This window comes from Methylocystis sp. IM3 (assembly GCF_038070105.1).
In the GTDB taxonomy this organism is placed as follows: Bacteria; Pseudomonadota; Alphaproteobacteria; order Rhizobiales; family Beijerinckiaceae; genus Methylocystis.
On record NZ_JBBPBZ010000005.1, the window covers coordinates 1 to 21412 of the forward strand.

General features: G+C 61.6%; 22 protein-coding genes and 1 pseudogene. 6 read left to right on the forward strand and 17 right to left on the reverse strand.

Annotation, left to right across the window (positions count from 1 at the left end; genetic code table 11):
- Both WOC76_RS21815 and WOC76_RS21820 read left to right on the forward strand, forming a co-directional pair.
- Window positions 1–648: type IV secretory system conjugative DNA transfer family protein (locus WOC76_RS21815; protein ID WP_341431585.1), on the forward strand; the 648-nt coding region annotated here is incomplete at its 5' end.
- Window positions 632–1651 (forward strand): LPD7 domain-containing protein, encoded by a 1020-nt coding sequence (locus WOC76_RS21820; RefSeq protein ID WP_341431586.1) that lies wholly within the window; start codon window positions 632–634, stop codon window positions 1649–1651. The genes WOC76_RS21815 and WOC76_RS21820, both read left to right, overlap by 17 nt.
- A gap of 19 nt (window positions 1652–1670) precedes the next feature.
- Here the strand turns inward: WOC76_RS21820 and WOC76_RS21825 are convergent.
- Window positions 1671–1829 (reverse strand): annotated as a pseudogene (locus tag WOC76_RS21825) (helix-turn-helix domain-containing protein); the annotation flags it as partial.
- 281 nt (window positions 1830–2110) lie between these two features.
- On the opposite strand from WOC76_RS21825, the gene WOC76_RS21830 reads away from it, so the two are divergent.
- Window positions 2111–2506, forward strand: a complete 396-nt coding sequence (locus tag WOC76_RS21830; RefSeq protein WP_341103296.1) for a hypothetical protein — start codon at window positions 2111–2113, stop codon at window positions 2504–2506.
- 101 nt (window positions 2507–2607) lie between these two features.
- Here WOC76_RS21830 and WOC76_RS21835 read toward each other — a convergent pair whose 3' ends face one another.
- From WOC76_RS21835 to WOC76_RS21850, 4 genes are all read right to left on the reverse strand, one after another.
- Window positions 2608–3207 carry a hypothetical protein gene (locus WOC76_RS21835; RefSeq protein ID WP_341103298.1) on the reverse strand — a complete coding sequence of 200 codons (600 nt, stop codon included), beginning with the start codon at window positions 3205–3207 and terminating at the stop codon, window positions 2608–2610.
- Window positions 3204–3698, reverse strand: a complete 495-nt coding sequence (locus WOC76_RS21840) for a hypothetical protein (protein ID WP_341103301.1) — start codon at window positions 3696–3698, stop codon at window positions 3204–3206. The genes WOC76_RS21835 and WOC76_RS21840 overlap by 4 nt, the downstream gene beginning before the upstream one ends.
- 67 nt (window positions 3699–3765) lie before the next feature.
- On the reverse strand, window positions 3766–4131 hold the full coding sequence (locus WOC76_RS21845; protein WP_341103302.1) for a hypothetical protein: 366 nt from the start codon (window positions 4129–4131) through the stop codon (window positions 3766–3768).
- 32 nt (window positions 4132–4163) lie between these two features.
- Window positions 4164–4667: a sulfatase-like hydrolase/transferase gene (locus tag WOC76_RS21850; RefSeq protein ID WP_341103607.1), complete on the reverse strand. Its 504-nt coding sequence runs from the start codon at window positions 4665–4667 to the stop codon at window positions 4164–4166.
- A gap of 448 nt (window positions 4668–5115) precedes the next feature.
- On the opposite strand from WOC76_RS21850, the gene WOC76_RS21855 reads away from it, so the two are divergent.
- Entirely contained in the window at window positions 5116–5325 is a 210-nt protein-coding gene (locus WOC76_RS21855; RefSeq protein WP_341103304.1) for a hypothetical protein, read from the forward strand.
- Window positions 5326–5389: 64 nt separating this feature from the next.
- On the forward strand, window positions 5390–5611 hold the full coding sequence (locus tag WOC76_RS21860) for a hypothetical protein (protein ID WP_341103307.1): 222 nt from the start codon (window positions 5390–5392) through the stop codon (window positions 5609–5611).
- Window positions 5612–5802: 191 nt separating this feature from the next.
- Here the strand turns inward: WOC76_RS21860 and WOC76_RS21865 are convergent, their stop codons facing one another.
- The 12 genes from WOC76_RS21865 to WOC76_RS21920 form a co-directional block, all read right to left on the reverse strand.
- Complete coding sequence (locus WOC76_RS21865) at window positions 5803–5994, reverse strand: hypothetical protein (RefSeq protein ID WP_341103310.1); 192 nt, start codon at window positions 5992–5994, stop codon at window positions 5803–5805.
- 10 nt (window positions 5995–6004) lie between these two features.
- The gene (locus WOC76_RS21870; protein ID WP_341103311.1) at window positions 6005–7030 is read right to left on the reverse strand and encodes a GTPase family protein; all 1026 of its coding nucleotides are present in this window, start codon (window positions 7028–7030) and stop codon (window positions 6005–6007) included.
- A 684-nt stretch (window positions 7031–7714) separates the two neighbouring features.
- Entirely contained in the window at window positions 7715–8044 is a 330-nt protein-coding gene (locus WOC76_RS21875; protein ID WP_341103312.1) for a hypothetical protein, read from the reverse strand.
- A gap of 457 nt (window positions 8045–8501) precedes the next feature.
- On the reverse strand, window positions 8502–9386 hold the full coding sequence (locus WOC76_RS21880; protein ID WP_341431587.1) for a relaxase/mobilization nuclease domain-containing protein: 885 nt from the start codon (window positions 9384–9386) through the stop codon (window positions 8502–8504).
- Window positions 9387–9574: 188 nt separating this feature from the next.
- Window positions 9575–10093: a plasmid mobilization protein gene (locus WOC76_RS21885; protein ID WP_341103316.1), complete on the reverse strand. Its 519-nt coding sequence runs from the start codon at window positions 10091–10093 to the stop codon at window positions 9575–9577.
- A gap of 148 nt (window positions 10094–10241) precedes the next feature.
- Window positions 10242–11156, reverse strand: coding sequence for a ParB/RepB/Spo0J family partition protein (locus WOC76_RS21890; protein ID WP_341390302.1), 915 nt, complete (start codon window positions 11154–11156; stop codon window positions 10242–10244).
- Window positions 11157–11224: 68 nt separating this feature from the next.
- Complete coding sequence (locus tag WOC76_RS21895; protein WP_341431588.1) at window positions 11225–12118, reverse strand: ParA family protein; 894 nt, start codon at window positions 12116–12118, stop codon at window positions 11225–11227.
- A gap of 493 nt (window positions 12119–12611) precedes the next feature.
- A complete protein-coding gene (locus WOC76_RS21900) occupies window positions 12612–12935 on the reverse strand; it encodes a DUF736 domain-containing protein (protein ID WP_341103323.1) in 324 nt (107 codons plus the stop codon).
- A 994-nt stretch (window positions 12936–13929) separates the two neighbouring features.
- On the reverse strand, window positions 13930–14868 hold the full coding sequence (locus WOC76_RS21905) for a DUF2493 domain-containing protein (RefSeq protein ID WP_341103327.1): 939 nt from the start codon (window positions 14866–14868) through the stop codon (window positions 13930–13932).
- A 333-nt stretch (window positions 14869–15201) separates the two neighbouring features.
- A complete protein-coding gene (locus WOC76_RS21910) occupies window positions 15202–16245 on the reverse strand; it encodes a DUF7146 domain-containing protein (protein WP_341103329.1) in 1044 nt (347 codons plus the stop codon).
- Between the two features lie 70 nt (window positions 16246–16315).
- Entirely contained in the window at window positions 16316–18454 is a 2139-nt protein-coding gene (locus tag WOC76_RS21915; RefSeq protein WP_341103332.1) for a ParB/RepB/Spo0J family partition protein, read from the reverse strand.
- A gap of 166 nt (window positions 18455–18620) precedes the next feature.
- A complete protein-coding gene (locus WOC76_RS21920; protein ID WP_341103335.1) occupies window positions 18621–19817 on the reverse strand; it encodes a DUF932 domain-containing protein in 1197 nt (398 codons plus the stop codon).
- A gap of 296 nt (window positions 19818–20113) precedes the next feature.
- Between WOC76_RS21920 and WOC76_RS21925 the strand changes: the two genes are divergently transcribed.
- Window positions 20114–21247: a bile acid:sodium symporter family protein gene (locus WOC76_RS21925; RefSeq protein ID WP_341103336.1), complete on the forward strand. Its 1134-nt coding sequence runs from the start codon at window positions 20114–20116 to the stop codon at window positions 21245–21247.
- Window positions 21248–21412: the final 165 nt, after the last annotated feature.

Genomic DNA, 21412 nt, shown 5'->3' on the forward strand with positions numbered 1-21412 from the left:
GCGATCTATGGGCCCGATCTCGCCAAGAACATCATGACCAACCACGCCGTCGAGGTCGTGTTCGCGCAGAAGGAACAGGACGTCGCGAACGAGCTCTCCGAGCGCATCGGCTATGACACGGTAAAAGCCTCGAGCCGCAGCGGACCAAGGGGTCTCGCGATGCGGGCGACCAGCGAGACCGTCTCCGAGCAGCGCCGCGCCTTGATGCTCCCCCAGGAATTAAAGCTCTTGCCGAAATCGAAGGCGATTCTCTTGATGGCCGGCGTTCCGCCGATCGTCGCCGACAAAATCGTCTATTACAACGACAAGGCCTTCCTCGCGCGCGTGCTGCCGGCTCCTGCTCTCGAACTCCCCAAGGGTCGCTCCACGGCGGTGCTCGACGCCGAGATCAGGGAGCTTCGTTCCGAGGTCGCCGAGCTGCGCGCCGTGTTTCAGACACGGCCCTTGAGCGACGAAGAGATCGCCAATCCGTCGACCATTCCCGCGGACGCCACTTTCGACTTTGGCGACGTCGACATCGATCTCGAGGGGCTCACCGAGGAGGAATTGAAGGCCTGGACGCTCAATTACATCGACAGCCAAGCGATCGAGCCCGCGCGGCGCTCAAGCCGCGCGCCGAGAGGGGAGCGACATGAGCGACACGGCTGACGCACAAGGCGACTTTACCATTGAGCGGGGCGCAGACGCCGGGGACCACGCCCGGGGGGGAGCCGCGGCGGGAAAGGCCGTTGAGACACGCGATTCTATTGCAGAGGCGGCGCGCGACGCGGCCCTTTCACAAAGAACCGCAGGCGCGAAGGCGCAGGAGGACGGCTTTCCTGATGGCGTGCGCCGCAAATATTACGTGGTCGCGAGCGATCGGACGAAGGAGGGGGCGCCTTTCGAAGCGCACATCTATGCCGATGAGCGCGGCGAATATCTCGCTTTCAAGGCCACGCAAGACCGGCTCACGACGCGCCTCGCCTCAACGCAAGTCGTCCACGACATGCTGGCGGTCGCGGAACATCGTGCCTGGAAGGTTGTCTACCTTCGGGGCTCGGTGGAGTTCCGCCGCGAAGCCTGGTTGGAGGCAAGCGCCCGCGGCATGGACGCCAAAGGCTATGAGCCGACCGACCTCGACCGGCAGGCGCTGGCTCACCGTCGCGGGGCGCGGAAAGGCGCCAATCGACGCCCCCTCGACTCCCGGGACCGTTCGAATGCGAACAAAGCGAAGCGTGGCGATCCGTTTCATTCTCGCAAGACTGCCGATAAAGCCCTGAACAAGGTCACAGCGATCGACGCCGCCAATGGCCAGCCGAGCGCCTTTCGGAGCCAGCTATCGCAAGGTCGATGGCGGGCGCGAGCGGAAGAATTTCGCGCCGCAGATGGGCAGGCGGCGGCGCGAGATGCCGACCTCGTCGCGGCGCAGTCCCAACTCGTGATCGTTGAGAAAGCTCTCGAACGCGCCCTGCCTCACGATCCGCAAGCGCGTGAAAGAATCCTGACGGCGGCACGAGAGCGGGTCGCTCAGCACTTGGAACAAGGGCGCTCATTCGAGAGAGCGGTACTCCGAGAGACCGCGGCCAAACACGATCGACATCAAAGCGAGCGAAGTGAGGCCGACCCAACCCTCGAAGACGTCCGGGAAAGAACGCGTCAGCGGGAAAGGTGACACACGGTTCAGAATACCGCTATTCCTTGCTTCGCCGAGAAGCGCGCTTGGGCCCGATCTTTGGCTGCAACCGCTCAATCAGCTGGGCTGCGGGGACCTGCAAGGCGCAGGCGAGATCGATGAATTCAATGACATCGAGACGCCGCTCTCCGCCTTCGACTTTCGCCACGAAGGATTGCGATTTTCCGAGCCGTTCAGCAACTTGCGCTTGGGTAAGCCCGGTCGCGCGCCGGGCCTCGACCTAGCAATGCCAATAGCTGGCGCTGGCGAGGCGATCGAAGCGTTTTGGACATCGATGCAAGACGGGCTCGAGAGTAGTGAGCCCGTGCGATAATCCGGTTTTGGAATTATCCCATTTTGGGATATTCAGAGACCGACTGACGGGCGGTCCCGGCTGTTAAAGTTTCCTAAACCCGAACTAAATCTAATGAGATCCTTCAATCTGGCTGAGACGTGAGCATGAGCGAAAAGGCCGATCTCGAGAGGAAAGCCATCGAAGCCCTGCAATGCTACCGCGAAGCGCTCGCTGAGGCGGAGAAACTTGAACAGGAAGAAACGGCGGCGCGCGAGGAAGTTTTCAAGAGGCTGCACCGTGCGGAAATCTCGAAGGCGCAAGTCGACGTTTCAGGTCTGAAGCCGGAAGTAACCGCTGCCGGCCAGGCAGCCATTTCCAGACTGAATGAAATCCGAGCAGCCTTGAGCGGAGCAACGGCTGCCCTCGATTTGGCATATCGCACCCTAGCCGCCTTGGATGAGGAACTTGGCTACATCCCGGGAGTGGAGAAAGGCGCACAGAGCTCCTTGGAAGCAGGGTCCGAAAAAAGCAATGACACGGGCTTTCACGGCCAAGGGTAACCTTTGCTATATTTCCGTGCATGCCTTCGACTTCTTTGCGCCAAGAGCAGATCTCTACCGGCAAAATCTGAGTTCGGGTGCGCCAGTCTTCTAAACGTCTCTCATTTCAGATCCACGGTGATGCTGTTGATCTTGCCGTCGAAGACGAAGGGGCGACGGTCAAAGTAAGCGAGCGACACCGGCGATCCGAGATCTGCTCCGACGTCTAGCGTCTCGCTTGCCGTGAAGGCGCCCGGCACGGCGCGAGCGACGACGACATTGACCACCGGCGTCCCATCCACCGCCACGAGGACAGCGGCCGGCGCGCCCGGCTTCGGCACGGTCGTCGTCACCTCGATCCTGTGCTTGCCCACCGGGATCTGGTCCTTCATGTGGCCGGTGTAACGCTCGATCACCATCATGTTGTACTCGTAGACGAGATGACCGGCGTCCATGTAGAGCGTTAGGCCGCCGCTCGCGCCGCCGAGCGCATAGAGCACGCCCGACGCCTTGGGGCCGAATTCCGCATCGATCACGACGTGGTTGGATTGCCGTCCGAGCCCCGGCGCGGCGAATTCGGTCATGCGGACCGTGTTGCCGTCGAAGCGCCAGCTCGTATAGGGCGTCGACACGCGGTCCTCGGGATGCAGGCGCGACCATAGCGACGCGCCGATGGGAAACACCTTGTTTTTCTGCGCCTCCTCCAGAAAGAGCCGCTTCATGTCAGCGAGGCGGCGCGCGGCTCCCTGTCGGCGACATTCTCGGCTTCCATGAAATCCTTGGACAGGTCGTAAAGCTCCCACACGTCCCTGTCCGAATCCCAGTCCTTAAGTTTCGCGGCGGACGCCGCCGTGTCCCACGGAACCCGCGGGCCGAATGTCCCCGCGAACCAGCCGTCGTGATAAACGCCGCGGCTGCCGTTATTCTCGAAATATTGCGTGTGCTTTTGCGATGGCGCCTTCGCGTCGGCGAAGGTGTAGAACATGCTGACGCCGTCAAACTGATCCTGCGCGAAGCCGTCGACCTGCCTGGGGGCCTTGATCCCCAATATGTCGTAGATCGTTGGCGCGACGTCATTGACATGGTGGAACTGAGACCGCGGCGTCGTGTCCGGCTTGATACGCGCGGGCCAGGAAACGGCGAGTGGATTGCGCGTGCCGCCGAAATTCGACGCGACGAGCTTCGTGTAGCGGAAAGGTGTGTCGCCGGCCAAGCCCAGCCTGCATGATACATGTTGTCGACCTTTGGCCCGCCCAGCGCCTCCAGTCCCCCGATTTCGTTTAGCGCCGCGAGCTGCTGTTCGATCGTGTTCGAGATATTGTTCTGCGCCAGGAGTTCGCTGACACTCCCCTTTTGTCCCTCTGCGCTGGAGCCATTATCGCCCCAGATATAGAAGATGATCGTATTGTCGCGCGCGCCGATCTGAGCGTCTCGGGTCGGGGCGTCAGTTTGGCGTCGGCCGGGATCCAGCCCAACTGCTTCTGCCGCTCGAAGATGCGGGGACGGAAGGCGTCCCAGCCGTCGTCGAACTTGCCCTTGTAGCGGTCGGCCCACTCCTTGAAGATGTGGTGCGGCCCATGCGCGGCGCCCGGCACCCAATAGATGAAGAACGGCTTGTCCGGCGCGAAGGCCCGATGACGCTTCATCCAGGCGACCGTCTTGTCAGCGAGGTCTTCGCTCAGGTGATATGCGGGGGTTCGACCGGATTGAAATTTTCGAAGAGTCGCGGCTCCCACTGCGACGTCTCGCCGGCGAGGAAGCCATAGAAATAGTCAAAGCCGACCGCCTCTCCCGTAGGCCAGCGCGTGAACGGACCCATCGCCGTGGTCTCGGTGGCTGGTGTATTGTGCCATTTGCCGAAGGCGGCGGTCTTGTAGCCGTGGTGGCCCAGCACCCGCGCCAGCGTCGCGGAGGTGCGCGGGATGACGCCCGTATAGCCGTCCCAGTCCATCGCCCGCTCGGCGATCATGCCCGAACCGACGCGTTGGTGATTGCGCCCCGTAAGCAAGGCGGCGCGGGTCGGCGAGCAGATCGAGGTGGTGTGGAAGGCGTTATAGCTGATCCCCGACGCCGCAATACGCCAAAGGTTCGGCGTGTGGATCGGCCCACCATAGGTATCCGGAAGGCCGAAGCCAACGTCATCGAGAAGGATAATGACGATGTTGGGCGCATCCTTCGGCAGATGGCTCTGCTAGATCCGCCATTTCATCGTCGAATCCTGAAGCCTCGGCTTCGCCATGCTGGCCGATGGGGTCGGCGGAAATGGTAGGATCGAGCCGTCGCTGGAGGCAGATGATGGCGAGGGGACCGGTGGCGACCGATGGTGACTTCCCCTTCGCGCTGTCATTAGTTTCACCTGCCGCCTGCGGTGTGCTCGCCAGAATGAAGGCACAGGCAAATAGTAGGAGAAATCCACGGGTTAACATCTGCTCTATCCGGTTCGATCACAAAACACGCTAGGATTTGACGAGAATTATACAACAATACTTAAACTTGACCGACTGGAAAAATGATAAATGCGATAGCGCCTATCGAGCGTCCGCGGCTTAATGACGCCGATATAAATCAATCCCTGGCCCGCATAGATAAAAGGTGCAGTCGGACGCGCACGCGTGTTATGGTGTCCACACATGAGCTACGCACAAGACCCCATATTCGCCCTGTTTCACCAACTCGATTACCGCGTGAGCGCCCTAGAGGCGCTGCCTGATAATGTTCCAGACAGCTTCGTCGAAGCGTGCCGGACGGTCACGGATGCAGCGGCGCGCAAGCCGCTGGAACTAATTGAAGCCGCCCTGATCCGGGCCATTGAGCTCGCCGACGCCATTCTGGCCGGCTGACGCCGCCTCCAACGGTTACAACATCGACCGCGACGCCGCTAATCGCATGGCAGCTCGATTCGAAATGGCGTCGCCGGCGTATTTCGGGCTCTACTTAATCGCCATCCTCGTCGCCCCCCACGCGCGTCGCTTCATTCGCGTGGCCCGCCTCGCCACAGATAATCGCAACGCGCTCGATCGCCTGCCGGCCGCCAGTTGGGCGCTCGGCCTCGTTATCGGCGTCTGGGGCGCTGGGATCATTGCGCCCCTTGCCTACGGCCTCCCGCGGCTCGCGCAACTGAGGTGACGCCCTTTCGTTGCCTGCTACATCACTGCCCCGGGAACGGATTGTGTATCCCGTGGCAAACCAACCGGTCTTGGGTGATGTCGATTCGACGCTGATCGAGCCGCGGGCGAGCGCTTAAAGCTGCGTCGAGACGCGCGACGCTGGCGCACCCATGGGGTGTCATCATTGCGACGACAACCTGAGTAACTGCCTTATCGGAGCGATTCTTTCAGCGAATGCAAATTTTCGCTCGTCTTAGTAATAACAAATCCTACTACCTTCGCGATTAGATCGGCCACGATTTCCCATGTTCCCCTTTCAATAGCCGCGTTTAACTGGATGGCAAAGTCTTCATCCTGTTCGATCCGACTCGAAACGCGCTGCATGATTTCTTGTTTATCCATGCTTCGCCTCTCACTCAACCGTTTCGACATCAAAGATCAGTTCATTCTTTTCTTGATCGAAAAAGACTGGCAAGCCAAGGGCTTTGACCTTGGACCAAGAAAAGGCGCTGCTTGCAGTCGAGACAGATTGACTGAGCCGCAACACCGACTTTCCCGTAGTTTTCTGAGCGATTTTTGCCTTTACCGCATTGAGGTTGAACCCATACCTCGCCGAGCAGCATACGGCCCTGGACTGTTCGCGAAGTCGAGATAGCTCGTCCCGTGCCTCTGGGTATGCGTCCACCAGTTGCGTATAGCTCGCGTTGTCCAATGTTCCTTTGTGGCAGAGGAAGGCTTCGGAATCATCGAGCCAGAAATCCGGGAAGAGGCCCGTCAGGTGTCTGATCTCCGAAGTCACATATGTTCTATGGATTACGTCCGCTTGGTGAACGCCAAGTAAGCCGTCGTAGAAGTAAGTGGCCTTTTTATCGAGCATTTCCTCGGTTTCTCTACTTGCGGCGACAGTTGCGTTACCTCTGTTTTTTGCAAAAATCCAAGGCGTTGGTGAGATCACGTCAGCCTTTGTCACCACTACAGACAAGCGATTTAAAAAGGCGGATTTCTTATCAGGCCCGAGTTTTTCCACTATGGCGTTCAGCGCGGAGGAGTCGCAAGTCATCGTGCGAGTATCTGCCTGAAATGCCCACAAAACTACGTCGCATTTCGCGGCGTAATCGGCATACATATCGAGATACTGCGAGTCCGCTTCCGCGGATTCGCCTATGCCAGGTAGGTCCCAAAAAGTGATGCGATGCCCCTTTGAATCGTGACCGTGATGCGCTTGCGGCAACTTTGTGCAGGGCTTCACATCGTCGACGTCGAAATGTGTCCCGAAGATAGCATTCGTCAGTGAAGATTTGCCGCATCCCGTCTGACCAAATATCGCTGCAGAGAGCGGTTTCTTTTGTTCTAAAGAAATCAGGTCTCTTATTGACTGCAGGCGCAATCCCACATGTTCCTCAAATTTCCGCAGGAAATTGGAGAGGTTCGGATTCATGCGATTACACCTTCGCGTTTCAGATAGGACTGACTCTAAAGTTGCTTTCCTGCGGTTAACGAAGAGTTAACGGGATTGACCCCGACGCCAAGAAAGGCGTCTCGGGACGGTCGTGTACGGTCTTCGAAGAAGCCCTTGGCGACGCCATCGTCGACCCTGCGTCGCGCTACGAAGCGGCCGAGGCGTCGCTCGCCGCAAGTCTCGACGCGCTGCGAGTATCACCCGGAGCGTTTCTATCGCGGGTTTCAAGCCCCGGAGCAATTCGCCCATCAGAAGCCCCACCGCCGGATAGCCGGTCAGGATCGGCTGTCCTGGCGCCCATTGCAGGAGGGGGATGGGTCCGAGCATCCGCAGGACGAAGCCGCAGCGCCGCCCGAAATCTCGTTCTGGGTAACCTTTCCCAGGGATCCCCTTTTCCAGTCCGGTAGCCCAGGTCGTGCCTTTCTTTCGGCTATCGCAATGCGCAACCAAATATTTTGCAGAGCGCGTCTCACTACCTCGATTGCGGTAGGGTTGGTCATTCTTGTCTTTGTGGTTACCTGGACGTTCGTCGATCATCTCCGGTAGCCGATCTCCAACCCAACGCCCTCAAATAAAAACGCCCCTGCCGGTTCATCCGCGGTCAGGGGCGCTTCTTGTAAGATCGCCCGCTGTTGGCTCGGGCAAATTTCTCGAACTTCTAGGTCAACACGTCCAAACCCAATTGTAGCCGTTCCAGACGTAGCATGAATTGCCGCCATAGGCCCCGGCTGCAGCCGCACCCGCTGCTGCCGCTCCTAATCCCAATGCTGCGCCCGCCGCTGCCGCGCCGACACCGTAGCCGGATCGATAATACCCGCCGCGATACCCGTAACCGCCGCGATACGCGTAGCCACCGCGATACCCATAACCGCCGCGATGCCCATAGCCGCCGCGATGCCCATAGCCGCCCCCGCGATACCAAGCCATGGCTTCTGTTGCAGGCAGGGCAACCGCCGTTACGATTGCGGCTGTGATTGCGATTTTACGAAACATAGTTTCTCTCCTTTGACCCCCCACACATGAGATATGGATTCCCCCAAGCGCCCGTTACAACCGCGCTGGAGTGATCTTAACCGCGAAAAAGCAATCCGCGCCGATACATCCACGGTCGCGGGCGTCTCCTGCGTCAGGTCGAAACCATCCGCTGTTTGGTCATCTGTATATCACGTCGCAGCGATAGGTTCGCATTAACTCTTTGTTAACGACCCGGGCGTCCACTTGCTGACAGCAGCCGCATTCGCCTCCCTCTGCGGCGCAACCTCCAGCCCGGACCTCGCGCCTCCTCCCGGTCCGGGCTTTTCACGCGTCGGCCATGACGCGCGTCGACCTGCATCCGAAGATTGGTTCGGTGGCGACTCCTAACCCACAGGCTGAACTCAGCTCGCTGCACGACAAAGCGCACGGCGAATGTTTCATCGCCAGCTAGCAGAGGCCAATCCCGGCGCTTCACTCAGCGCACCTTTTCATCCTTTTCGGCGTCCGGGCCTCGGGTAGACCCAATGACATGCGGCCGATCCTTCCGACGGCTCTCAGCGAACTCAGCCAATTCCTTTTCTAGCCCGTGCCGTCTTGTCTCAATCGTCGGCATGTCTTTCACGAACTCACGGATCTGCTCCGCGAAGGCGAGATCGGAAACTTGCCCTGAGCGTTCGAGTTCCGAGGCGTGATCGAGGTAACATTGGCGGATCGTCGCCTGCCGCGAACGTATTTGCTGCTCCCAGCGATGGTCCTGACCAATGCCGTCTCGGGCATTGCGAATAACCTCTTCCCGCGCACGCCGATCGACATAAGGCACGATCTCGCGCTTGCGGAGAGCGAGCACCGTCCCGCGGTCTGCTTTGCGCACCCGGCCGCGCGTGCGCCGGGCCGTCGCCTCTGCCGCAATTCCGCGGAGCCGGAGCTCCTCGGCAAATCGCTCTCGCCAGACTTGAAGATCGGCTTTCCGGGGATTGAGCCGCTTGCCGTTGTAGCCGAGGGATCGAACGCTCAAATGAACATGAGGATGTTTGTCCTCAAGATGTTGCACGAATACGAAATCATGGTTGCCGCCGAAAGTGTCGACGGCGAACGCCCGGGCCGCATCTTTCACACCGATAGGGTCGGTCCCAGGCGGCATCGAGAGAATGATGTTAATCGAAAGTGATCCGTCGCGGCGACGTCTGTCGTCCAGAACGGCGTCGTCCGTCCACCGGCTTTGCAAGTCCTTCAAGCCGACTCGCCCCGCCAATAGCGCGCCCTGCTCCGTTTCACCGGCGAGTTCGCCGTTGCGGGTAACATATTCGAGATGCGACTTGAGGTGCTCCACGCTCTTCGTGCGGCCGGTGATCTTGACCATAACCTCCGGGACGCGCCGAACGATGCGCTCTAATTTGGCGCGCATCGGCGGCGTCAGCCGACCCGGCGCGGCGCCATCGGGGAGGTCCCACTCTGCAGGCCGCGGCCGCCGGATGGGCGCCTGCCAGACGTAAGAGATCAGAGGCGGCTCGGGGACCGCGCCCGGCTCCTGCGGAGGCCGACGCCGGCTCATCGGCCCCCCTTCCAATATGAGGCATTATCGTTGAACGCGCGCCGCAGCTCGTTGAGAGTGCGTTCGACGAGAAGGGACACTTCGCGAATTTCGGATAAGCTCGGTGGGAACTCCTCGTATCGCGCGTTCCGAGCATTCGCCGCACGCGCAATCTGGTCGATGTTCGCCCCGAGCCTATTGAGTTCGCGAGCAACAGCGCGCAGCGCGTCACGTTCGTCGGGCGAAAGCTGCACAGACGAACCCAATTGCGCGCGAACGAGGGCCACGATCCAGCCTGTCCGCGTCATACCGCGTTGATGCGCCACTTCGGCAAGCCGCCGCATTTCGCTCTCTCGGAATCGCAAAGTGACCTTTTCGGGCCTGCCAATGGGCAAGGGAGCGGCGCCTGCCGTGCGCACGTCGAGCGCCTCAGTGATGAGGCGGCGCAAGAGCGCCGATTTGCCGCCCTCTGTCGCGGCAAGAGCCGCCAACCGCGCCGCTACGTCGTCGGGGATGCGGAGCGAGATCAAGGCCAACGGCCGCCTCCCGAACCCGGATGTATTACATCGCTGGCGCAAAGCCTATCCTGCACTAGAACAACTTGAAGCGATCTCTTTTCGGTCAGCGGTCGATAGGAGCAATGTTTAGAGAAAAGTGCGCCTGGTGGCGACGTCAAACTGATCCTCAACATGACGCGATCTCCTCGATGCGTAGCTCGGAGACTGGAACCTCTTCGGTCTCGCCAGTTTCAAAAAAGCGCACGGCCGCAAAACGGCTGCCTTTGTTCGCTGGCCGATCGGTGAGCAAGCGACCTCCGCGACCGTCATGCTGCACCAGGATCGAAACGGGGGATTTGCCCCGGCGGGCGTCGCTCGGGCTGCGCGTACGTGATGAGCTCGAGCCCCGAGCGTCCTGTGCCGCCGGCGCATCGTTCACGGGAGCGTTCTTGAGGATCGCATCGGCGCATTCAGGTTGCACTGACGATTCCATAGCAGGCGCAAATGCCGGGTCACGCATCTCGCGCGCGACGCCGCGTGCTTGCGCGTCAGTGAAGCCATCCTGCGCTAAGCACAAGCGCTCGACGGCGTCCGGCCGGACGCGCCAGGCCTGGTAAAGCTCGTAGACAGCGCGGATCGAGGAGGTGTGGAGCTTCTCTTGCAGGAAGCCCGGCATTTTCGGAAGGACGGCAAAACGTGACACCCAATCCCGAGGCTTGCCGAGTTTGCGCGCAATGTCAGCCTGTTTCTCTCCCGCGTTGAGTTGCTCCAGGATGAAGGCGGCGATCTCGGCGGCCGCAAGGTCATCACGCTGGATGTTTTCGATAACCTGCGCGTAGCGATCGGACGCGCTTCCCTCTTGGACGATCGCGGGAACGGCGTCGAGGCCGGCGAGCCGCGCTGCGCGGTATCGGCGCGCGCCCATGATGATCAGGTAACGCCCCGAAATCTCGCCGGGCCGGACCACAATGGGCTGCAAGATGCCCACGCGCCGGATCGAGTCCGCGAGTTGGGCAAGCTCATCTTGGTCGAAGGTGCGCCTTGGCTGCCCACTGTCTTCCTCGATCTGGGAGATCGGAAGGAGGAGAGGGCGGCCGGCCATGCCGGCGCCCTCAGCGGCCGCGTCGACGAGATCCTTGAAACTGAGATCGAGAGCCATCTATTCGGACCTCAACCCAGACGCTCGGCGATGTTGGCCAACACCGCCCGAATTTCCCGGCCAGCCTCCTGGGCCGAGCGCCGCTTTAGCGCCCACACCGGCGCCCGCTCGGCGACCGCCTCCGCATAGCCGTCGCGCGCCACGATGTGGCCGGGAAACACGTATTTGCCGGCATCGCGCAGGAGCTGTTCGAGGTGCGCGCGCTGCCGCGGCGACTTGGTGTTAAAGAGTGACGGAAGAAGGCCGAGAAACGTTGCGTCGGATCGCCCGTATCGCTGTTGGACTCCAAGGAAGGTTTGCAGCAATCCCTTCACGCCTTTGACCGAGTAATCCTCGAGATAAATTGGGGAGACAACATGCGTGGCGGCGACAAGCGCGGCGACGCTGCGCAGCCCGAGAGACGGCGGCGTGTCGATGACGCATGCGTCAAAATGTTCGCCCGCCGCTAAGAGGTTCTGTCTCAGAGTCAGTATCGTGGAGGCGTCGCCGCGATCGACATCGGTCAATGAGGTGTCTGCTGGCGCAAGCGTCAGGCCGGCGCTGGCGCCGATCCGCGCCGAGGGCCTGAACAACTCTGCCGCCGAGGCATTGCCTGCATGGCGCGCGAGCGTGTCGGTCGCGTTCCCTTGTGCGTCGAGATCGACGATCACCACCCGACGACCGTTTTCCGCTAGATACCAGGCGAGATGCACTGCAAGTGTCGTCTTGCCGACGCCGCCCTTTTGGTTGTTGATCACGATTGTCTTCATGCGGCTGGTCGCCCTGAGTGGAACGCCGCTCTGGGCGATCATCGAAACGGTGGTTTGAACCACGATCCTCGGCCGGGGTAATGACGTGACTCGTGATTGGAGTCGTCCTGTCACAATAGACAGGGCGTGAGGTCTTGCCGATAAATCCTCGTTCACACGGGACGTCGTGGTTGGGATTGACCTCTATTTTTTGAGAGGAATCGGGAACAACAAAAAGATTGGTCGCGTAGCTAGCCCATTTTGCTCTCCTTCCAACGTGGTTCAAACCACGGGTCGATCGCGACCGGCGCGTGCGTGGCAGTCGCCAATTGGAGGCTTCTGCAGCTACGGGCGAGGGCATGATCCAAACTACAGTGATTCGTGGATCCGCATGGCCGGCTGGGTATCAGGTCACGCGCTTCGACGCCGGGCCTCATGACGTCCGTGCCCAGGACGCTCTGCATTGTCAGCGCAGTCGTCGGAGCCGACGCAATCGTCCGTGTGCACACTAAAACGAGTCGGTCGACGACTGAGATTCTTGGTCTGGATAAGCTACTGGCTGTCGTGAGCTGAGTTTGTGCGCCCGCCGAAGCCTCGAACCAAGTAAGCTTCGTGGCGGCGATCTCGCGAAGGCGCCTCCGCCCGCTGCCGCGGGCGGAGGCCGGCGTGATCATTCGCCGCTCGCCTTTCTGCCACGCGACCAGATCAGGCTGTAGCCGTCGCCATCCTCGTCGTCGAAGAGATTGGCGTAGATCGGGGCGGTGAAGCTCGGATCGTCGAGTTTGAGCGAGAGATAATCGCGGCCCTCAGCCGAGCGCTTCGGCCACGCGGCGCCGATTTCGGCGCGCCCGACGAATACACGGTGGCTTGGGGCGTTCTCGTTGGCGCGGCCCGTTTCCGGGAGGATGCGGACGCCGCGGGCTTGCACGCTGAGGGTGACGATTTCGCCCTGGAACTCGTTGCCGGACTTTTTGAAGGAACCGATGTTCGCCATGATGATCTCCTGTTGATCAGTTGTCTCGAGCCCACGACCATCGCGGCCTCGATGGCGCTTCGCAGACGAAGGCGACCGCCGACGCACCCGAAGGGCCGCAGCAAAGCGGAGGACGGCGGGGAATCGGCTTTCTTGTCTCGCGAGGAATGGCGCCGCAGGCGTCAGGGGAGGAAAGTCGCTTCTACGCAGTTGCGTCTCAGGCGATCGAGGCGGAGCCGGCCTTCGGCCAGATGAAGCCAGGAGAGAGGCCGCTTTGGTCGTCCTGGGCAGGGACAGCGAACAGGTATGAGAGTTTGGCGCATCAACGGATATCCAAAGCTGCGGGGAACGCCGGACGATCGGAGCTGCATGTTCCGGCGCATCGCATCCGCATTGAACTCGCGCGCGGGCGCGCCAGCCCGGTTGCGGAACCCCACGCTGGTTCGGCGGCCTACGCCATTCGCCGCGGAAGGCTTTTTGGATAGCTAACTTTGCTTTGCAACAACGCACTTGCCGAGGCCATGGCACACTCAACCTCTGGCGGAGATCCATGGGGCGATAGAGCACGCGGAGGCACGCTGGGCATGGCAGGCGCCGATCGGCCTTGCCCGCAAGGCAACCGCGCCTGATGGGAGCGTGCGGTGTGGTCCTTTCGACGAAAATCTGAGAGGTCCTTTGCCAGCGGCGCCGGCGTCAAAAAAACTGCTACGCCCGACGCGAGTCATTAGCATCGAAAAGATCAGCGCATCTGAAACGGGCTTTCTAATCATTCGCGAGGAATATGGGACGGCCGGCGCTCTGGCAATTTCGCATAACGACGCAGCAGAGATGTTTTGACGCCCGTCAAAAATCTGATGCCTGATGCAGCCGCAGCGAAGACGAAACAATTCCTGCGTTGGAGGGAGAGGCGTCCAAAGGAACGCATTCTGCTGTGTTTTTATAACGGCGCAAGGAAACGATCAGCCGCTTCAAGGAAAGGAGGAAGTGCCGATAGAAATAGAGATGAAGGCGGCGCTCATGCGACGCCATCCTCGAACTTCCACACCGGGATGCCGAGTTTACGCGCCTTGTCGGCAAGATTGGCGGAGACGCCCGAACCGGGAAAGACGATGACGCCGATGGGGAGCGTTTCGAGGATCTGATCGTTGCGCTTAAAGGGCGCTGCCTTGGCGTAGCGGGCCCAGTCCGGCTTAAACGCGATCTGCGAGACTTTGCGAGCATTCGCCCAACAAGAGGCGATGAGCTCCGCTCCCTTAGGCGAACCGCCGTGCAACAGCACCATGTCGGGATGTTTCGCGCGCGCCTTGTCCAGGCGATCCCAGATCGCGCGATGGTCGTTGAAGTCGAGCCCTCCGGTGAAGGCGATCCGCGGCCCGGCCGGAAGGAGAGGCTCGGAGTCGACGCGGCGCTTGGCGGCGAGAAAATCGCGGCTGTCGATCATGGCGGCCGTCAAGGAGCGATGGGTGACCTTCGAGCCGGTGCGGGGGCGCCAGGATGAGCCAGTGTGCAACTCGAAGGCGTCGGCGGCCTGGTCGCGGAAGAGCTCCAAACTGTCGCGCCGTTCGAGCAGCGTTTGCCCTTCGCAGATCAGGCGCTCCAGCTCTACCGAGCGGATTTCCGAGCCGTCCTGTTCCTTTTGGCTGCGCCGCTGCGCCTGCTCATTGTCGTCGAGGTCGCGCTCGACGCGAAGGACCGCCCGGTGGAAGAGGTTGACCGTCGACCAGAGCAGTTCCTCGAGATCGGGCTCGAGGCGCGTGTCAGTCAACGTCGCGAGGAGGGCGTCGAAGATGTCGGAGACGGCGCCGGTGATCGCGGAGGCGTCGGGCAGCGGCCGGGGGTCAGGCTCGTCGTGGAAGGGCCGATAGCCATAGAGTTGAAGTTCGGCGAGAACGCGCTCGGTTGAGGAAGCGACGGGCTTTGTCCCGATGCCTTGGTTGTCGTGATTTGTCGTCATTGTCGCTCTCCTTCGTCGGATCGGCCGCGACCCTCGCGGCCTTCGTGGCGACAAAAGGCGGCGGGCGGGACCGGCTGGCACCGGGGCGCGCAGCGACCGGCCGCAGCGTAGCGAAGGATGGCGAAGCGCCGGCTATTTTGGCTCGCGCTGTAAAGCGCCCGCAGGGCGCGACGGAAAATAGCCGGCCGCAGCCATTGCCCAAGCCGGCGCGCCCGACGCAAGGGTCGCCCTCTCAGAAGGCCGGGACGCGGCAGGCTCCGATAAGGAAAAAAGACGATTGACACAGTCGCGCGAGGGCCGGGTCTTGGGCGCCTGCTCATGCGCAAGACCCGGTCACGGCGACAGCCTCATGAACCTGTCAACGTCCTGAGGCGCGAGTTGGCCTCTGAGCGCCGCGTGCAGCCCTTGTTCGCCAGCGCGGCGCAAATCGTCGTTCAAATCGCCCTGTTCGGGTGTGAGGGTGATCGCCTCGATCCCCTCGGCGGTCGCGCGGTCGATAAGGCTCGCCGAAGCCCTTTCGCCGGCGGGGTCGTTGTCGCGCAGGACATAGAGGCGTCGCAGTCCCGTGGGGAACAGGATCGCCGCGAGATGCGCGGAAGAGAGCGCCGCGATCATCGGCATGCCCGGAAGAAGACATCGAACCGAGAGCACGGTTTCGATCCCTTCGCCAGCCGCCATAACGTCGAGCGGCGCGCCAAAACGGACGCCATTGCCGAGGAGTTCCCCCATGGCGCGTCGTGGGGAGCCGACCGGCGCCTTGCCGCGCCCCGACCTGTCGAGCCATGTGCGATGCACGCCGGTGATCTTGCCCTCGAGGTCGGTGACCGCCGCAATCATCGCGGGCCAGGTTTCAGGGGCCGACCCGTCCCCGGATCGGTAGTAGCAGCGTGGATGAAAACGGAGGCTTTCGAGATTCCGTGGCGTTGCGATCCCCCGATGATGCAAATAGCGCTCCGCCAATGTGCCTCCGATCGGCCGTGACATGGCAAACAGGCGGCGCGCCGAATCCGGAGAGCCTGTCGGCCGCTCTCTGCGATCGAGCCTCTGCTTCGGCCGTGGATCAGCGCGTGGCAGGCTGAGGAATCGCCGCGCTTCGTCGAGAACGTCGGAGAAATCAGTCAACCCGACGCTTTCGCGGATGACGTCAAGGAGGTCGCCATATTCGCCCGAGGCCGCATCGGTCCAATGCCCGGCGGCGCCCTTGCCGCTCTCCGGACCCATCAACCGGACGAACAGGCTGCGGCCCGGCGTATTGCGGGCGTCGCCAACAATCCAATAACGGCCATGGCGACGGCCGTTCGACAAATAGTATCGGCAGACCGCCTCGGCATCCTGCGCAAGGCGGCGCGACAAATCCGACGCAACTGAACCCGACATGGAATCGCCTCCAACAAAAAAAGGGCCCGCCATTTCTGGCGAGCCCATGCGCAGTTGACCTTTTGGAGGTCTACTCGGCGGCGATGCTTTGAGCGTCGTCGACCGGCGCCGGCTCGGCATCCTCATCAGACGAGACAATTTCGTCGAAGGCGGGGTCACCTTCCGCCGCCGCGCCTTCTTCGACTGCGGCCGCTTCCTCCGGCGCCGAAAGAGAACTCCCTTCCAATGCGGCCTGCGACCCATGGCCCGGGGTCCGCAGCGGCTCGGGCAGCCAGCCCGCGCCAGTCAGAAGCGTTTCCGCCTCGCGCGCCATTTCGCCCTTCTTGAGCGTCTCGATCCCTCGGGCGACATCGGCGCCTTTCGCCTCGCGCACTGCCTGAATGATGCGCGCCTTGGTGACGCGGCCGAGGAAATTGTCGACCGTGGGCGTCCAGCTCGTCGCGACGACGTCGAGAGAGAGCGTCGAGGCGAGACGGTCGGCATGGGCGATCGCCCGCGGGCGGCGGCTCCAGGGCTCGTGCACGGCGTTTAGGGTCAACGAGACGCAATGCGCGAACAGACGCTGGCGCGTATCAACGTCGAAGGTCGCCAAGACGTCCCACAGGTCCTGCGGCTCCGCCGGCAACTGCCGGGACCAGTCGAGATGGCGGACGTCGACCTTATCGGCGAGCGGCGTGTCGGAGAGCCCCGGCGCCTGGGCGCCGAAGGAGACGTTCTTGGCGTCGATCTCGAGACAGGTGTCCACGGCATAGCGATAGAATAGCCGCAGGCAAATGGCGTGGAGGGCGGCAAGAAACGCGATCGTCGGATCTCTGCCCACCGCCTCGCGCAGCGCCAGGGTGCGATAGGCGGTCAACTCAGTGAGCAATTTGTCGGGCAGGGGCCTCAACCCCTCATCCTCCTCGTCCGCAACGACTCCGGATTGCCCGGTTTCGCCATTGTCGGGTGCGAATGAGGAGGCCAGCGACGAACGCATCGCATAGGCTTCCCCCGCCTCGGTCACGACCTCAGGCGTCTCCGGCTCTTCGATTGGCGCCTCGTCCTCCGGCCGCACGTAGCCCCGCTCGACCCGAAGACGCCCCTCGCCGTCGATGCTGACAAAAACGCCAGCGCGGGCGATCTCCTCAGGGGCATAGAGAACCGGGCGATCCTCGAACGCTTCGAGGGCCGCCTCAATCCCGGCGAGACGCGCGTCGACGTCCTCCGGGATTTCTTCCGACTCCGAATAGGTCGCCTCCAGGTGTTCGGCTTCGTTCCGAAGCGCCTCGCGGGCCGCCGCTTCCTCCTCGGTCAAAGGCTGGCGTTCGCCTTGAAGATGGCGAAGCCCATAGGTGTGGCCGTAAGGGAAGTCGATCGCCGTCTCGACCCATTTCCAGCCCTCCGCCCGAAGGGGCTCGGCGTCGCGCGCCAGTTTCTCGGCGACGAGCCGTTCCAGCAGCGGAACGTCCTGGAGCCAACCGCCGTCGTCGCTTTGGAAGAGGTCGCGCATGATGGGACCGCCAGCGGCCTTGTAGTCCTCGGCCGCATACAGTCCCCGCTTATCCGACGCCCGCACAGTGTCCTCGGTGAGAAGCCGGCGGATCTGATAGGCTTCCTTGTTGTAGGAGCGCTGGATCGCCTCCCAGACCTGCTCCTGGCGCTCATGGTCGGGATTGACCGTGAAGACCATCAGCTGGTCGAGGGTCATGCCGTCGTCGGCATAGACATCGAGGAGCTTGGGCGACACGGAAGCTAGCCTCAGCCGCTGCTTGACGACGGCGACGCTGACGAAGAAGGCGGCAGCGATCTCCTCCTCGCTACTCCCTTTCTCGCGCAGGGTCAGGAACGCGCGGAACTGATCGAGCGGATGCAGCGGCGCGCGCTGGACGTTTTCGGCAAGACTGTCTTCCTCGGCGATTCCGTCTGTTCGCACGACGCAAGGGATCAGGGCGTTGCGGGCGAGACGCTTCTGCTTCACCAGAAGCTCGAGCGCGCGGTAGCGGCGCCCGCCCGCGGGGATTTCGAACATGCCGGTCTCGGCGCCTTGATCATCGACCACCGGCCGCACGGTGATGCTCTGCAGCAGTGTGCGGCGGGCGATGTCTTCCGCGAGTTCTTCGATCGAGACGCCCGCCTTGATCCGTCGCACATTAGACTGGGATAGCACGAGCTTGCTGAACGGAATATCCCGCGAGGCGCTCAACTGAATTTTCTGCACCGACTTGGTCATAGTCTTTAACTCCGCGACGGGCGCCCGAGAACCTCCTTCTCGAGCTCCACCCCGTCACGAAGCGCAGCGCCGCCCTCTAACTTTGAGGACGACGCCGCAAAAACTCAATCGGACAAGGAGCCGCCGAGACAGCTGCAGGCTGCGTGCTCTGCCGCAACAGCAAATATCACTGGGCGCGATCGAAGAGCTTCTTGGCGCGCCCCTCGAAATCCAGCCGCGCGTCCTGGTGGCTTTTTCCGCGCGCCACAGCCGTGATGCCCTGCACGAAATCGAAGACGCTTTCCGGCTTGCGGCCTTCCTCGGTTAGGACGGTCTGGATGATTTTTGTCGTCTCCGCTTTCGAGAACCCGCGCTTGCGCAAGAATTCCGTGCGGTCGTCGTCGTTGCGGGCCACGATCCGTTGCCGCGCCGCCTTCACTCCGTTGACGAAGGGTAGGGGCGAAGAATCGGCGAAACGCGCCAACGCCGGCGTCGCCTCATGCGCAAAGCGTGCGGCTGCGTATTTGGAGTGGCGGATGGTGGTTTCCTCGAAGTCCTCGACGCCCCAGAGATTGCGGTTTTGACACACGGCGCGCAGATAAAAGCTGGCGATGCCGAGCGTCTTCGCGCCCACCTCTGAATTCCAACAGTAGAAGCCGCGAAAAAACAGATCAGGCGAGCCGTCGGGAAGACGGCCGGCCTCGATCGGATTGAGATCGTCGACGAGAAAGAGAAAGACATCGCGGTCCGAGGCGTAGAGCGTCGTCGTCTCCTCGGTGACATCCGCATTCGGATTGTAGATTCTGGTCGACCAGTCGAGCACGCCCGGCACTTTCCAGCGCGTGTCGCCGACGCCGTCGCCGGCGATGCGCTGCACGGCGGAGACGAGCTCATGGTCGTAAATCCGCCCATAGTCTGGACCGGTCACCGCGCGCAGCTCGACGCGACCGCTTTCGATCTCGAGCGTCTTGATCTGCTCGGCGTGGTGTGTGGTGAGGCCATATTGGAGATTGATTCCGGCGAGCGGCGCGGGGAGCTGTCGAAGGTAAGCCGCCGGGGCGCCGATGAGGCTCGCGAGCTGGCCGAAGCTCCAGTGGGTCATGGCGACCGGACTGTCGGAACCGGGCAGCGAAAGTGAAAGTCGTTCGGAGTCGTCGCGGCTGGCTTCCACTCGGATTGCGGCGCTCTCGATTGTCCTTGTGCGGCTGCGCTCAGTCCGGCCGCGCACGGCGGCGAACAGATCCGATAGAGAGAGGTATCGCTCATCCGAAGGCCTGGAAAACCACTCTGACGACACGCGGCCAATACGCTCGCCGCGGCTTGCGTCCACCTTGTAGCCGCTTTCACGACCGCGGGCTGATCCCAAAATCTCCACCTGATTCATGTTCGTCTCCACCACGGGCGCGGGAGCCTCTCTCCCGCCTTACCCGTCATGAAAATCCCCTCCATACTCTAACTCTCCAGCCTTGCTACTCTCCCTGATCGGCAAGTGTTCACATGCCTCGCCGCCTACTTCGTATCGGATCAATCGCGTGGGGTTATCTTGGCTTGTCAACGCGATCTCCTGCAGAAAGGGTTAGGGCGGGGTTCTGGGCTTGCCTGGCTACTCTCCGGCAGAGAAAATACCCGCCTGACGCATCCAAAGATAAATGCTATGCTCTCGCTCCGCGGCGGTTGCTCATGTATTTTGAGATGCATAGCGCAATTGCTATTGAGACGAGGAGCGGATTGTTGAACTTGAACCTGCGGACGGCTACGGGAGTTTTACTCGCGAAGCGCATGACATCGATCCAGCACGCGATCCATTCTTACTTCATCTGGTTGATCCTCTTGTCCTACGTCGCCGCGGCGTTTTTTCCCGGGCTCGGCCTCTCAATTCGCAGCGCCGAATTCGGATCAATCGCGCTGGGTCCATCGAGGATCGCTCTTTCACTCCCGCCCGCGATGCTGGCGTTCCTCCTGCTGAACGCCGGCTTGGGCGCCAGGAGCAAGGATCTCGGGACAGTCGCACGGTATCCGCGTCTCCTGGCCGCCGGCGTTGCGGGAAACCTGTTCGCTCCCCTTGCCTTCATCACTGCGGTCAGCATCACGATGAAATTCTGGCACAACTCCGAGGAGGTTCAGCAAATATTAACAGGCCTCGCGCTCATTGCCGCCATGCCGATCGCTGGGGCGTCGACAGCCTGGGCGCAGAACGCAAACGGCAATCTTGCCTTGAGTCTTGGCCTCGTCCTATTGACCACGCTGCTCAGCCCTGTGTTGACACCGATCGTCCTCCACTCAGTCGCATTTCTGGCCGCAGGAGACTATTCTGAGGACTTGCACGAACTTGCGAGCAATGGCGCGGGCGCATTCCTTGGGGCCTGGGTCATCCTCCCGTCCCTGCTCGGCATTGCCGGTCATCGGCTGTTGGGAGAGACGGCGGCTGCCTCGATCTCGCCCTATCTGAAGCTCACGAACTCGATCGTACTGATCTTGCTCAATTACTCGAACGCCGCGTTGAGCCTGCCGAAACTCATCTCAGAGCCCGACCTGGACTTCCTCGGAGCGATTCTAGCCATCGTGTGCTTACTTTGCGCAGCCATGTTTGCAGCCGGCTATCTGATTGCGCAGAGCTTTCGCGCCGACCGCGCCGGCGCCGCGTCATTAATGTTCGGGCTCGGCATGAACAATAACGGTGCGGGCCTTGTCCTGGCTTCACTCGCGCTATCCGACCATCCGGCGGTGATGATTCCGGTGATCATCTACAACCTAGTGCAGCACTTCTTCGCTTCGCTCGTCGACAAGCTTCTGACATTTAAGTTTCATGATTGATCCGCCTGGACAGCGTGTCGCCAGATCGTCGCGCGCGAGGGTTATGTGCGCGACTCCCGCGCGCTTGCCGCGCTCGACATTGGCGTGAAAGCGCTGGGCGTCACGACCGCGCAAAACCGCGGCGCGGCAAGGAAACGGCAATTTGCGCGTTAGCTTCGCCGGCGT

Bases quoted from the DNA above. Each gene is read 5' to 3' on its own strand.
- WOC76_RS21915 (WP_341103332.1), bottom strand. From the start codon at position 18,454: ATGACCAAGTCGGTGCAGAAAATTCAGTTGAGCGCCTCGCGGGATATT.
- WOC76_RS21835 (WP_341103298.1), bottom strand. From the start codon at position 3,207: ATGAAGCGGCTCTTTCTGGAGGAGGCGCAGAAAAACAAGGTGTTTCCC.
- WOC76_RS21910 (WP_341103329.1), bottom strand. From the start codon at position 16,245: ATGTCGGGTTCAGTTGCGTCGGATTTGTCGCGCCGCCTTGCGCAGGAT.
- WOC76_RS21860 (WP_341103307.1), top strand. From the start codon at position 5,390: ATGGCGTCGCCGGCGTATTTCGGGCTCTACTTAATCGCCATCCTCGTC.
- WOC76_RS21875 (WP_341103312.1), bottom strand. From the start codon at position 8,044: ATGTTTCGTAAAATCGCAATCACAGCCGCAATCGTAACGGCGGTTGCC.
- WOC76_RS21845 (WP_341103302.1), bottom strand. From the start codon at position 4,131: ATGAAGCGTCATCGGGCCTTCGCGCCGGACAAGCCGTTCTTCATCTAT.
- WOC76_RS21820 (WP_341431586.1), top strand. From the start codon at position 632: ATGAGCGACACGGCTGACGCACAAGGCGACTTTACCATTGAGCGGGGC.
- WOC76_RS21890 (WP_341390302.1), bottom strand. From the start codon at position 11,156: ATGGCCGGCCGCCCTCTCCTCCTTCCGATCTCCCAGATCGAGGAAGAC.
- WOC76_RS21830 (WP_341103296.1), top strand. From the start codon at position 2,111: ATGAGCGAAAAGGCCGATCTCGAGAGGAAAGCCATCGAAGCCCTGCAA.
- WOC76_RS21870 (WP_341103311.1), bottom strand. From the start codon at position 7,030: ATGAATCCGAACCTCTCCAATTTCCTGCGGAAATTTGAGGAACATGTG.
- WOC76_RS21865 (WP_341103310.1), bottom strand. From the start codon at position 5,994: ATGGATAAACAAGAAATCATGCAGCGCGTTTCGAGTCGGATCGAACAG.
- WOC76_RS21855 (WP_341103304.1), top strand. From the start codon at position 5,116: ATGAGCTACGCACAAGACCCCATATTCGCCCTGTTTCACCAACTCGAT.
- WOC76_RS21920 (WP_341103335.1), bottom strand. From the start codon at position 19,817: ATGAATCAGGTGGAGATTTTGGGATCAGCCCGCGGTCGTGAAAGCGGC.
- WOC76_RS21880 (WP_341431587.1), bottom strand. From the start codon at position 9,386: ATGGTCAAGATCACCGGCCGCACGAAGAGCGTGGAGCACCTCAAGTCG.
- WOC76_RS21905 (WP_341103327.1), bottom strand. From the start codon at position 14,868: ATGACGACAAATCACGACAACCAAGGCATCGGGACAAAGCCCGTCGCT.
- WOC76_RS21925 (WP_341103336.1), top strand. From the start codon at position 20,114: ATGTATTTTGAGATGCATAGCGCAATTGCTATTGAGACGAGGAGCGGA.
- WOC76_RS21900 (WP_341103323.1), bottom strand. From the start codon at position 12,935: ATGGCGAACATCGGTTCCTTCAAAAAGTCCGGCAACGAGTTCCAGGGC.